Origin of the sequence: Bacillus sp. FSL K6-1106 (genome assembly GCF_038005245.1) — a bacterium.
Classification (GTDB): Bacteria; Bacillota; Bacilli; order Bacillales; family Bacillaceae; genus Bacillus; species Bacillus altitudinis.
Map to the genome: position 1 here is coordinate 357,533 of NZ_JBBOSV010000002.1, position 12,177 is coordinate 369,709.

Consider the following 12,177-nt stretch of genomic DNA (forward strand, 5'->3'; position numbering starts at 1 on the left):
AAAAGCTGACTCTCTCACAAGAGCCAGCTTTCTCGTTATTTTTTGTCGATTTTAAAAGTAGATACCATTTGTGCCAAGTCCTCTGACATGTCAGAGAGCTGTTCAATCGCACTTGAAATTTGCTGCATGCCAGCACTTTGTTGTTCTGTTGCTGCCGCTACTTCTTGAGAGCTTGCCGCATGTTCTTCTGACACGACCGAAATTTGTTCAATCGATGTAGAAATTGTTTGATATGCTCGTTCTACCTGCTGAATAGATTGAAGCAAATTGTTCGTTCTGCTTGCAAATTGAGACACTCCATCATAAATACCAGCGAAGTTCTGCGAGGTGCCTTTCATTTGCTCACGGCCTTCTTCCACTGCTTTACTGCTTTCCTCCACGCTTTCAAGGACACGCTGACTATTTTCCTGTGTGCCAATGACTAAGTCTGAGACCGTTTTAGCTGCATCAGCTGACTGTTCAGCTAACTTACGGACTTCATCAGCCACAACAGCAAATCCTTTTCCTTCTTCTCCTACACGTGCGGCTTCAATAGAAGCATTCAATGCAAGCAGATTCGTTTGCGCTGAAATGTCCGTAATAATGGAGATGACACTTTCAATTTCTGTTGAATGTGATTGCAATTCTTCTGCCGCCTGCTTTGAGCTTGTCATCATGTCGTGTAACATGTTGAGATGTTCAAGCACATGCTGCACCAATTTTTGACCAGATTCTGACTGCTCTTGTACTTCTGATGAAACAGATTTCATTTCATCCACTTCTTTTGTCACGCCTTCGATTTGAGTATCGATTTCCGCAACAGATGTTGTGCAGTCTGTAATGTTTGCGACTGAATCATTGATTCCTTCACTCATATTCGTCATCGCTTCTGACACTTGTTGTGCACTTTGACTAGATTCCGTTGTCACTGTGCGAAGCTGTGAAGACATTTTCGACACTTCACTTGATGAGTTTGAGATCTTTCCAATAAGCTCTTTGATCCGTCCCTGCATTTTCTGGAAGGAAGCCGCTAATTGACCGATCTCATCTTGACTTTGAACTTCTACCATGCCAGTTAAATCACCATCTGCAATTCGATCCGCTGATTCCATTAATGAACGTGCTGGTTTTGCAATTCTTCTTCCCATGATGAATGAGAAGAGTAGGCCGAAGATGAGCACAATGGCAGATGCTACTGTGATATAAATTGTCAGCTTTTTCGTTGTTTCTGGAACAACAGACGCATCTAAGTCGATTCCTAAAATCCCCGTGAGCTCACCGCCTGAATCTTTAATTGGTAAAAAGACGGATTTATGAGTCCCATACGAATCAACGTAAATATCACTTTTGACCATTTTATCTTCAGAAAGAGCTTGTTTCATTTCATCTGAAAAGACATAATCTTGATCAAAATCATTGTCTTCCCCTGTTAGTACGATGATTTTTTCTTTGCCGCCCTTATTTGATAACACGTATAAGTTCTCAAGCGTATGATCTTTTTGTAGTTCTGTGAATTTCTTTTTGATCTCCACATAAATAGGATCATCCTTCCCGCTAATGCTAAGGACATTTCCATCCATATTATCGATTTCTTTTTTCGCTGTATCAATATCTGTTGTTAATCGATAATCAAATTGCTTTAATAATTGGGAAGATAAATCCTGGCTAACTAAATAAAATGTTAGAACGAATAATGCAACGGTTGCGAGTAATGTTACGACAACGACTGACATGATTTTGGAGGATATCGTAAGTCCTCCAAACTTCCTTTGTTTCGCCATTTTTTTCTACATCTCCACTCTCAATTTTAATTTAAGCCTCTACACTTTCAAATTGTCCACAAACAGATGCAATCACATCTTTTAAATAAGATACGATATGAGGGATATGCTCCGGTAACGTATAAGGTGAAATCACAAAAAATTTACTCACACTTAGATAGAATTCTTGACCTTCTTTGGCATTGACTTGTAAAAACTTCGTTGTATCGCCAAAGAACATTTCGTCTCTTTTCTCTCCAAGCTTTTCAAAGAGGATTTTGTTCAAATCATTATTGCGCTCAATTTCCATAGCAGTTGCTTCTCCAGATATTTCTTCCTTAAAACGAGGAGAGCCGTCTAGGTAAATTCTAAACAATGTAGCCATTCCGACATTGTCATCATTGACGACTTCTGCTTGTGGAATTTCCTGACGAAGTGCTTCTCTAAATGCAAGGTTCACCTCTAAAAATTGACCGAGCAAGCGCTGGTATCCTTCAATTCCAAACGTTAGCAGAACACTTAGCATGCTGATGGAGCTTCCCATTCTTGAGCATTCAAGCGTATAACCCGTATGGTATTCCCCGTATCCTCTATGTCCAACGTATGGTGTTTCTTGTTCTTCTAGATCCAAGCGCTTTAAGTCAGCAGCGTTTTTCACTAAGAATAAACTAGATGTGTATGGTGTTTGTCCGAGTTTTTGAAAGTCAAAACACATCGTGTCAGCAAGAGAAAGATGCTGAAATTTCGCTTTGATTTCTTTTAGCATACGAAGAACACCGTCTGAGAATTGCAGCGGGTTTTCAGATACATCATACTCATTAAAGAAAGCAAAGAATCCACCAAGCGCCGAATCTGCATGAATATGCGGCACCTTGAGACCATACTTCTCAGCAATGGCTTCTGCTGTTTCACGCACCCCTTTGACATCATCAATTGCAATGGCATCTGTTGTTCCGGTTGTTGCCACAATATAAACGGGAATTCCGCCATTTTGGGCAACACGTTCCATTTGACAACGCAAATCTTCCATATCCATCGAATGATCTTTATTCGTCTTAATTCTGATTAAGTTGTCTGTGCCAAGCCCTGTTGCTTCCATTGACTTAAATAAGCTGTAATGTGCTGCATCAGAACAAAACGCATAAAGATTTTGCGGGACACCTTTTCGTAATGACTCCGGTGCAACTTTCGAAATTGCTAAACGAAGCCCCGAGAAAATAGCCCCTTGACCTCCCCATGTTGTGTAGCCCCCGCTCACATTTGGATCATATCCGATGAGCTTAGACATCATTGAGACCACTCTGACCTCAGCTTCTGCGCCTGCTGGTCCATACACATCCCATAGGTTGTTTCCGTTAACCAGCATAGCCGTCAGCATGCCTAGAATTCCTGGTGTACTTGCCATTGGCAAAATGTTCGTGAAGAAATACTTCGTGTGGTATGGATGATTATGTAAAAGCTTCAGTAATTCTTCATTCACAAGTTCCGCTTGTTGTCCGTTCATCGGAATTTGACTTGTTTCAGTGAGCTTTTTGTAAAAGTCCTCCTCACGATTCTTTTCACCTTTTAGGTGAGCACGGTTCGGATCCTTCAGGTCATCGACCCCTGAAATGATCTGTTCCATTAATTTAATGAGTTCTTTCCGCTCTTCTGCATTTCCGTCCTCACTCGGAAACCAGTTCTGAACGAGGTTCTGTGCTCGTACAGTCATATACTATCAATCCTTTCAATGGAAGATTTCCTGTCACTGTCTATATCGACCCCGTTTCAAAAGTTTATAGTGTCGAACTGTCCGCTTAAGTATATTTAGATAATTTGTTCGCTCGTCAAAACGAATAAAACCCTTACACTACACATCAAAACCTTTATGTTTATGAAGCAATAAAATATATCAATATATTTTCATGGAGGAATTATTATCCAGTGATTTCATCCATTCATTCTCTCATTTTTTATACTTAACCTGCATAAACATTAATAAACACTGGAAATTCACCTAAAAGCACCATTGTAGAAATCAAATTAATTCTTTAGACTTGTGTCTTTTTACCTGTTTTATTGATATAGCAACAGGGAAATACCAGAATTTTCTGTCAATAATAGGATTAATTTCATAAAAAGTTTTTCGAAGATCGAACATTTCCGATGTCATCCCATTTTTAGCGCGGACAGGCTGCTTTACCGGCTCACCAGTTATGACTTTTCTATTTGTGCATTTCATGGTATATTCTAATGGTTCGTTTTCTTTCGTTCCGCCTCTTCCGTTTAACGGAGAAAAGGAGTGTTTAAATGAAAACATTTATTCAAAAAAGAGGCCTCGGCTTCTTTGTAATTGCAGCCATCTTGTTATGGCTCAAGACGTATACAGCTTATTTAATCGAATTTAAACTTGGTATATCAAATGTGCTTCAGCATATTTTGCTTTTTGTGAATCCTATTAGCTCCAGCTTGTTCTTTCTTGGCTTTGCTTTATTGTTCAAGAAAAAATGGCAGCCTGCCGCTATCATTGTGATTCACTTTTTCATGTCTTTTTTACTTTACGCAAACATTGTGTACTATCGATTCTTCAATGACTTTATCACGCTGCCTACAGTGATGCAGGCAGGAACGAATGGCGGACAATTAGGTGATAGTGCATTTTCACTCATGCGTTGGACTGATATGTTTTACTTTCTCGATACCATCATCTTGATCGTACTCGCAGTCCGCATGAAAAGACAGCAGCAAACAAGTACAGCGACTGTACCTGTTCAAAAAACAAAATCGTTTAGACTCGTTCTTGTGTCCTCTGTTCTGATCTTTGTTGTCAACTTAATCGCAGCAGAAATTGATCGCCCAGAGCTTTTATCAAGATCGTTCGACCGCAATTATTTAGTCAAATACTTGGGTGCTTATAATTTTACGGTGTTTGATGCCATTCAAAATGTGAAATCAAACAGCCAGCGTGCCCTGGCAAATTCAAGTGACGTAACAGATGTAGAGAATTATCTAAAGGCGAACAGCGCTGATCCTAACCCGACTTATTACGGGAAAGCGAAAGGCATGAACGTCATTACGATTTCTCTTGAATCACTGCAAAACTTTGTCATTGATTACAAGGTGAATGGAAAAGAGGTCACTCCTTTCCTCAATTCATTAGCCCATGACAACAAAACGTTTTATTTTGATAACTTCTTCCATCAAACAGGACAAGGAAAGACATCTGATGCGGAATTTATGATGGATACGGGGCTTTTCCCATTATCACAAGGCTCTGTGTTTATTAACAAAGCTCAAAACACATATCAGGCGCTTCCTGGCATTTTGAAAAAGGACCAATACACGTCCGCTGAATTCCACGGGAATACGAAAACGTTCTGGAACCGGAATGAAATGTTTAAGTCCTTTGGATATGACAGATTTTACGATTCTGAGTACTACGATATGAATGAACAAGATACGAAGAACTATGGATTGAAAGACAAACCGTTCTTCAAAGAATCCATGCCAATGCTTGAAAATCTAAAACAGCCGTTTTATTCGAAATTCATTACGCTGTCAAACCACTTTCCATTTGGTATGGATGAAGGTGATACCGATTTTGAACCTGGCGACTTCGGAGACTCTGTCGTTGATAACTACTTCCAATCTGCTCATTATTTAGATGAAGCCATTGAACAGTTCTTTAATGACTTGAAGAAATCCGGTCTCTATGACAATACCGTCGTCATTATGTACGGTGACCACTACGGCATTTCAGAAAACCATAATGAAGCGATGGAAAAAGTGACTGGCGAAAAAATTGGAGACTATGAAAATGCCCAGCTTATGCGTGTGCCGCTCTTTATCCATGTGCCAGGCGTAAAAGGCGGACAGATTCATAAATACTCTGGTGAAGTGGATGTTGCGCCTACCCTTCTCCACCTGCTCGGAGATGATACAAAGAACTATTTAATGTCTGGTTCTGATATCTTATCGAAGAACTTTAAAGAGCTTGTGCCATTTAGAAATGGAGACTTCGTGTCTAAGGACTACACGAAAGTAGGCAACAACTATTACAGCAACAAAACAGGTGAAAAAATCGAGCCGACTGAAAAGGCATCACAAGAAAACGAAACGGTGAAAAAGATGCTAGAGACATCTGATAAGATTGTCACGGAAGATTTACTCCGTTTCTACAAACCTAAAGGCTTTACACCAATTGAGCGGAATGATTATGACTACACAAAGAAAGTACAGGATGAAAAAGATTCCTCTTCCGCCAAAGATGAATCCAGCTCGTCTTCCAAATAACTTTCTCATTTAAGGCCCCAGCCGATCCAAGATCAGCTGGGGCTTTTTACGTTTGATCCACATGGCACCGGGTATAGTTGAAGAAGGAGGGATTGATTAATCATGAAAAAAACAGCAGCTTTTGTCGTGACCGCTTCACTCGCTTCTTCCACCTTATTCGGTTTTAGCCCGGCGATTTCAGCGCACACCATGACCAAAACGGAGACAGAACAGTCCATTCCTCAAGGGCCGAAAGCAGCGCTAAACAGCATTTATCTGCTAGCACATCAAGGACAAATGCCATACTATGCAGAAGGACTCAAAATAGGGGTTCAAACAAAAAAAGACGTTCGGCATAAACTAGGACAGCCTTATCCAGAAACCGGTCAAAGCGGCTTTGATTTGTATCATGCTGAGATGGGGAACCCAGGATTTGCTTTTCACTATGACAAAAAAGGCAAGATTAACGAAATCCGTTATTTTGGAACAAATGTAGAAAAAGAAACGAATATCGGAGGAATGACTCCTTCCCTATTAAAGAAACAGCTTGGTTCAGCAGATTCAGTCAGCACCATCCCGCAAACAAAAGAGAAGAAATACGTTTATCAGACCGGTGATTATGAGCTCGAATTTATCGTCGGACATGATCCAGATATCAGTCAGCACGAGCTGACTGTGGTGCATATTAACCTCATCAAAGCCGGTTCCTAAATAAAAAGCATCCTGAATTTTTGCTCAGGATGCTTTTCTTTATTATGATGCCACTTCTAAATGTGGCTTTCTTTTCAGTTTTCGCTTAAGGACTGGACCTGCTACATAATCAAGACCAAATTTTCCGGCATTTCCTTTCGCTGCTATGATAAAGACGGCGATCAGAAGAAGAAGCGGGTTAACAGAGACGGTTCCAGCTAGTAAGAAAGAGACATTCATCACGCTTCCAAAAAAGGCTGCCGTTGTTGTGAACAATCCAACAATTAATCCTAGACCAACTAAGATTTCTCCCCACATGACCATGACACTGAAAAGTCCGGCATTTGGCAACGCGACATTTTCTAAAAACCAGACATAGAACGGATAAACAAGATGTCCATCTTTCACAACAGGTTCAGCTATGGCAAATTGCAAATATCCTGATGCATCGAATCCACCTGTTAGTTTTCCAATACCAGATGTCAGCCAAGTCCATCCGATATAAAGTCTTGCTGCCAAAAGGATAACCGCTGCCCATACATTCGTTTGTAAGAATTTTGTAAACATGATGATGCCTCCTTTTAAATTATGTGAAATATTTCACATTTTCTTTATGATCTTATTATACTATGTAAATATCATTTGTGATCCTTTTCACATATATATTCACAAATTGTTCATGAATATCTAGTCGAGGTAAACTTTTCCCTTGCTATTTCCGTCTAAGTTATTTCAGACAGTAAAAAGGGGTTACATTTTGTATGAAAACATTATTTCATTTTGCTTATTTACAGGCTATTTCATGTCTATTCCCCGTCATGATCTTTACAGCGCTTGCCCTATCAAAGATCGTGTCTATTCCTTTTCTTCCTCGATATGATGTTATTCTTCTGCTTTGCCTTATCGCACAGCTCCTCATGCTGATGCTGCGGCTTGAGACACTGATAGAACTGAGGGTCATTTGTCTCTTTCATGTGATTGGAATAGGCTTAGAAATCTACAAAGTACATATGGGTTCTTGGTCCTATCCTGAAGAGGCTTATACGAAAATTTTTGGGGTTCCGCTCTACAGCGGTTTTATGTATGCGAGCGTGGCAAGCTATATTTATCAGGCACTGACTCGCCTTCGCGTGAAGGTAAATGCGTGGCCTCACCCGTTTCTTTCAGTGGGGATCAGTTTATGTATTTATCTCAATTTCTTTACTCATCACTGGATTTATGATCTACGCTGGTGGCTGACATTACTCCTAGTGGTTGTGTTTCGAAAAACAACCGTGTCCTTTCAGGTCGGTTCATCGACCTTTCGTATGCCGCTTGTTATCTCGTTTTTGCTGATTGGCTTTTTTATTTGGGTGGCCGAAAATGTCACGACCTTTTTAGGAGCATGGCAATATCCAAATCAGCAGCATGCTTGGTCTCTCGTCCATCTTGGTAAAATCAGTTCATGGTTTTTACTTGTTGTCATCAGCATTGTACTGGTGATCGAACAGCGAAAACAAAAAAACGTTCAGCCCATTTGATCTGGCTGAACGCTTTTTTTAGTCCTGAGCGACTTCCTTACGAAGATCATCGGCGACAAATTCGACATTTGTTCCAATGATGATTTGTACGGAAGTTTTTCCTGACGTCAGTACCCCTTTGGCACCTGCTTTTTTCAATGTACCTTCATTTAATAAATTGGTATCTTCTACTGTTAAACGAAGACGGGTCGCACAATGGTCAATTGTGGTGATATTGTCTTTGCCGCCTAGTCCCTCTACGAGCATACTTGCTCCGGCAGTATGTGTATCATCCCCTGGGATATCTTCGATGTCATCATCTTCCCTGCCTGGTGTTTTTAGCTTTAACAATTTAATCAGGAAATAGAAAACAACAAAGTAAATCACGCCATAGATGACCCCAACTACAAGTAACAGAATGGGCTTTTGCGCAATTCCAAAACTTAAAACGTAATCAATCGCACCCGCTGAAAAAGCGAAACCGCTATGAATGCCTAAGGTGTTGACAATAAAGAGCGAAAGACCAGTTAATATCGCATGAACACCATATAAAAGTGGAGATAAAAACATAAATGAGAATTCAATTGGTTCTGTGATTCCTGTAATAAATGACGTCAGTGCCATTCCAATCATAAGACCGGCTGTTGCTTTTCGTTTTTCAGGCTTTGCGGTCACAACCATCGCGAGACATGCCGCCGGCAGCCCGAACATCATCACTGGGAAGAAACCAGTCATAAAGACACCTGCACTTGGATCTCCTTTGAAGAACCGCGCTAAATCACCTGTCGCTCCGCTGAATTCACCGAATTGAAACCAAAATAGATTATTCAACACATGGTGAAGTCCTAATGGAATGAGCAAGCGGTTAAAGAAGCCAAACAGCCCGGCACCCGTTGCTCCAAGACTTAAAATCCACTCTCCCAAATCATTGATCACACTTTGAATTGGAGGCCATACATATCCAAAAACGGCTGCTAATAGAATGGTAAAAAGTGCTGTCATAATTGGCACAAGCCGTCTTCCACTAAAGAAACCTAGGTATTCCGGCAGTTTCGTGTCCTTAAATTTATTGTAAACGTAACCTGCCAAAAGTCCGCACAAAATACCACCCAATACCCCCATATTGTTGGTCGAATTGATCGACGTGGTACCAGCTGACAAAATAAAATAAGAGATTGCCCCTGATAATGCCGCTGCCCCGTTACCATCCTTTGAAATACCGATCGCTACACCCATAGCAAAAATTAAAGCCAAATTCGCAAAAATTGCATTTCCCGCCGCATGAATAAACGGGATATTAAATACATCCTCCCGCCCAATAGCCAAAATGATACCTGCTGCAGGAAGCACAGCGATTGGAAGCATAAATGATTTTCCTAACTTTTGAAAAAACTGAAACACCATCTTATTTCTCCCCCCTTCGTCATCATCATGAACAAATCTCTCATGATGTTCATAAAAAATATATCATATGCACATCTAGTTATCTATACCAATTTGTCCACATCTCACCCGAATCTCAGCCTTTACTCTTTTGGCGTAAAATGTGGTAAGCTATTGAATAGAATGAAGTTATAGAAAGCGGGAATGAACAGTGATTGTCAAACATGATCATGAGTTAGAAGCCTTAAAAAAAGTCGGCCGAATTGTCGCTTTGGCAAGAGAAGAAATGAAAAGCCAAGCGAAACCAGGCATGTCTACAAAAGAATTAGATTTGATTGGGAAAAAAATATTAGAAGAGCATGGAGCCAATTCAGCTCCTGAAAAAGAATATGATTTCCCCGGTACGACTTGCATCAGTGTCAATGATGAAGTCGCACATGGCATTCCAAGTGAAAAAACCATTTTACAAGAGGGCGACCTCATTAATATTGATATCTCAGCAGAGCTTGATGGATATTATTCCGATACTGGGATTTCATTCGTTTTAGGTACAGGAGATGCTCGTCTTGAAGCATTATGCCAGTGTGCAGAGGATGCATTCCTTGAAGGATTAAAGCACGCGAAAGCCGGTAAAAGACAAAATCAAATTGGCCGTGCGGTCTACAATACAGCGAAAGAACAAGGATTTACCGTCATTAAGAACTTGACAGGACACGGCATTGGGAAAAGCCTGCATGAAGCACCTAACCATATTTTGAACTATTATGATCCATTCGATAATGCTTTGTTTAAGAATGGGACAGTCATCGCCTTTGAACCTTTCATTTCAACAAATGCTGAGTCGATTTATCAAGCGGATGACGGCTGGACATTTAAAACACCTGATAAGAGCCTGGTCGCACAGATTGAACATACGATTGTGATCACAAAAGACGAACCGATTATTTTAACAAAGCTGTAAGCAAGCGGGTCCCTTCCTTCACTGGAGGGGATTTTTTCATGCCCGTTTCACGAATCTGTCACGACTAAACAAAAATGCCTGTGGTAAAATAGGCAAAGATATGCGAAAGGGGTCTTATTTGATATGTGGTTCATCATCATCGGTGTTATCTTCTTTATTGAAAGTATTATTTTAACGGTTGTAGGTATTAAGAAAAAACAATCCATGATGACCTACCTCGGTATTGTCATCATGATTATGACAGTCGGCATGATCATTGTTACCCTCAACCCGCCAAATTCATAAATAATTATTTCCAGCATATACATGGATCATAGGCAGATAGAATCAGTTTTCATTTCTAAACACCTGCACACTTTTCACGTCCTTTTTTGAGATGTTACAATGCAGGCAGTTTCCATTGAAAGGAGTTTTCTATCATGCATTATGGTAGCAAAGGCTGGTATGTCGAAGAATTAAAGAAGCTTGGTGTGACCAAGCATGAAGGAAGAAAGCTTCAAAGCTTTAAAACTTATTTCCTTGCAAATCTTCTTGAGCAAAAGAAAACGAGCTCTTAAATGTTGAAAAGCCGTACATCCATATCAGATGTACGGCTTTTTTATATGGGCTGAACACGTTTTTCTAAAGACTTCCTGACCACATCTGCTAAGGCATCTACTTCAAGAACTGCTTTCAGCCTGTTTTGATCTACTTGACGGTATTTGACTTCATTGACTTCGTGGACTGTGATGGGATGGGGCGCTTTTTCGACTAACACAAGAGCGTCATCAGGAGAGACCATTCCTTCTTTCAGCACACGCAAATAAAAACCGGTATATCCCGTTTGCTGCACTTCCTTCACAAGCTTCATGTTTCCATGCTTAAGAGAGAGCTTCACACACGGCTGTCTTGGCTGACTGACCTCAACAATCGCTTCCCCAAATTGAAATACATCTCCAATACGGACTTCTGTCTCTACAAGCTGATGCACGGTCACGTTCTCACCGAAAGCTGCCTCCTGTAACGACACTCCTAAAAATTGCTCAAAATAAGAATAGTGATCATATGGAAAGACGCAAATGGCTTTATCATCACCTCCGTGATGGACCAAATCACCCTGGCCATCTCCATCAAAATTGAGCTTACTCAAATAAACAGGCTCGTGAATACGCTTTTTGTTGATGGCTGTTTTGATTTCTTTACCATTCACATAGGTGGTGATAGGTTGTCCTACTTGAATTCCTTCGATGTCGTACCTTGTCTGCCCCACTCTCGCCATCTCCTTTGATTGTCTGATTGCTTTTATTTTACATGGTTTGACAGTCAAATCATAGTCGGTACGTGAAGGAACGAGGCAGGTTATGTTACGATGAGAAAAAAGGAGAGATGACATTGGTTCATTATCACGCTATTGTAAAAGGACGAGTGCAAGGAGTCGGTTTTCGATATTTTGTTCAAGGAGAAGCCGTCAATCGAGGGATAAAAGGCTGGGTACGCAACACAGATGAGGGTCACGTGGAGTTAAAAGTAGAAGGAGAGCAGCAGGAGATTTTTGACTTTTTAGAGACCGTCCGTAAAGGTAGTCCTTTTTCAAAAGTCACACATTTGGACATGGAGCCGCTCACCGAGTTCGCCCATTATCAAGACTTTCGGATTAGAGGATAGTTGATATGTG

The 12,177-nt window shown here is 40.6% G+C and carries 12 protein-coding genes; 7 read left to right on the forward strand and 5 right to left on the reverse strand.

Going from position 1 to position 12,177, the window contains the following annotated elements; genetic code table 11:
* Positions 1-35 precede the first annotated feature (35 nt).
* Together MHI20_RS16465 and MHI20_RS16470 are read right to left on the reverse strand one after the other, a co-directional pair.
* Complete coding sequence (locus MHI20_RS16465) at positions 36-1,760, reverse strand: methyl-accepting chemotaxis protein (protein ID WP_340939903.1); 1,725 nt, start codon at positions 1,758-1,760, stop codon at positions 36-38.
* Between the two features lie 31 nt (positions 1,761-1,791).
* Positions 1,792-3,450 carry a pyridoxal phosphate-dependent decarboxylase family protein gene (locus tag MHI20_RS16470; protein ID WP_217609074.1) on the reverse strand — a complete coding sequence of 553 codons (1,659 nt, stop codon included), beginning with the start codon at positions 3,448-3,450 and terminating at the stop codon, positions 1,792-1,794.
* A 578-nt stretch (positions 3,451-4,028) separates the two neighbouring features.
* On the opposite strand from MHI20_RS16470, the gene MHI20_RS16475 reads away from it, so the two are divergent.
* On the forward strand, positions 4,029-6,011 hold the full coding sequence (locus MHI20_RS16475) for an LTA synthase family protein (protein WP_061418346.1): 1,983 nt from the start codon (positions 4,029-4,031) through the stop codon (positions 6,009-6,011).
* Positions 6,012-6,113: 102 nt separating this feature from the next.
* Positions 6,114-6,701, forward strand: coding sequence for a YjgB family protein (locus MHI20_RS16480; RefSeq protein WP_041506610.1), 588 nt, complete (start codon positions 6,114-6,116; stop codon positions 6,699-6,701).
* A 42-nt stretch (positions 6,702-6,743) separates the two neighbouring features.
* Here MHI20_RS16480 and MHI20_RS16485 read toward each other — a convergent pair whose 3' ends face one another.
* Entirely contained in the window at positions 6,744-7,247 is a 504-nt protein-coding gene (locus MHI20_RS16485; RefSeq protein ID WP_017366814.1) for a DoxX family protein, read from the reverse strand.
* Between the two features lie 194 nt (positions 7,248-7,441).
* On the opposite strand from MHI20_RS16485, the gene MHI20_RS16490 reads away from it, so the two are divergent.
* Entirely contained in the window at positions 7,442-8,200 is a 759-nt protein-coding gene (locus MHI20_RS16490; RefSeq protein ID WP_041506611.1) for a DUF817 domain-containing protein, read from the forward strand.
* An 18-nt stretch (positions 8,201-8,218) separates the two neighbouring features.
* Here the strand turns inward: MHI20_RS16490 and nagE are convergent, their stop codons facing one another.
* Positions 8,219-9,583: an N-acetylglucosamine-specific PTS transporter subunit IIBC gene (gene nagE, locus MHI20_RS16495; protein WP_041506612.1), complete on the reverse strand. Its 1,365-nt coding sequence runs from the start codon at positions 9,581-9,583 to the stop codon at positions 8,219-8,221.
* Positions 9,584-9,773: 190 nt separating this feature from the next.
* Here nagE and map point away from each other — a divergent pair, with 190 nt between their 5' ends.
* The 3 genes from map to MHI20_RS16510 all read left to right on the forward strand — a co-directional run bounded on the left by map (position 9,774) and on the right by MHI20_RS16510 (position 11,080).
* Positions 9,774-10,523, forward strand: coding sequence for a type I methionyl aminopeptidase (gene map, locus MHI20_RS16500; protein WP_008341769.1), 750 nt, complete (start codon positions 9,774-9,776; stop codon positions 10,521-10,523).
* 123 nt (positions 10,524-10,646) lie between these two features.
* Positions 10,647-10,808 carry a hypothetical protein gene (locus MHI20_RS16505; RefSeq protein ID WP_008341770.1) on the forward strand — a complete coding sequence of 54 codons (162 nt, stop codon included), beginning with the start codon at positions 10,647-10,649 and terminating at the stop codon, positions 10,806-10,808.
* Between the two features lie 134 nt (positions 10,809-10,942).
* Complete coding sequence (locus MHI20_RS16510; RefSeq protein WP_008341771.1) at positions 10,943-11,080, forward strand: YflJ family protein; 138 nt, start codon at positions 10,943-10,945, stop codon at positions 11,078-11,080.
* A gap of 41 nt (positions 11,081-11,121) precedes the next feature.
* On the opposite strand, the gene MHI20_RS16515 is transcribed toward MHI20_RS16510, so the two are convergent.
* Complete coding sequence (locus MHI20_RS16515) at positions 11,122-11,772, reverse strand: MOSC domain-containing protein (RefSeq protein WP_039168074.1); 651 nt, start codon at positions 11,770-11,772, stop codon at positions 11,122-11,124.
* A 122-nt stretch (positions 11,773-11,894) separates the two neighbouring features.
* Between MHI20_RS16515 and MHI20_RS16520 the strand changes: the two genes are divergently transcribed.
* Entirely contained in the window at positions 11,895-12,167 is a 273-nt protein-coding gene (locus MHI20_RS16520; protein ID WP_138278232.1) for an acylphosphatase, read from the forward strand.
* Positions 12,168-12,177 lie beyond the last annotated feature (10 nt).

Bases quoted from the DNA above. Each gene is read 5' to 3' on its own strand.
- MHI20_RS16480 (WP_041506610.1), top strand. From the start codon at position 6,114: ATGAAAAAAACAGCAGCTTTTGTCGTGACCGCTTCACTCGCTTCTTCC.
- MHI20_RS16470 (WP_217609074.1), bottom strand. From the start codon at position 3,450: ATGACTGTACGAGCACAGAACCTCGTTCAGAACTGGTTTCCGAGTGAG.
- nagE (WP_041506612.1), bottom strand. From the start codon at position 9,583: ATGGTGTTTCAGTTTTTTCAAAAGTTAGGAAAATCATTTATGCTTCCA.
- MHI20_RS16505 (WP_008341770.1), top strand. From the start codon at position 10,647: ATGTGGTTCATCATCATCGGTGTTATCTTCTTTATTGAAAGTATTATT.
- MHI20_RS16490 (WP_041506611.1), top strand. From the start codon at position 7,442: ATGAAAACATTATTTCATTTTGCTTATTTACAGGCTATTTCATGTCTA.
- MHI20_RS16510 (WP_008341771.1), top strand. From the start codon at position 10,943: ATGCATTATGGTAGCAAAGGCTGGTATGTCGAAGAATTAAAGAAGCTT.
- MHI20_RS16465 (WP_340939903.1), bottom strand. From the start codon at position 1,760: ATGGCGAAACAAAGGAAGTTTGGAGGACTTACGATATCCTCCAAAATC.
- MHI20_RS16485 (WP_017366814.1), bottom strand. From the start codon at position 7,247: ATGTTTACAAAATTCTTACAAACGAATGTATGGGCAGCGGTTATCCTT.
- MHI20_RS16475 (WP_061418346.1), top strand. From the start codon at position 4,029: ATGAAAACATTTATTCAAAAAAGAGGCCTCGGCTTCTTTGTAATTGCA.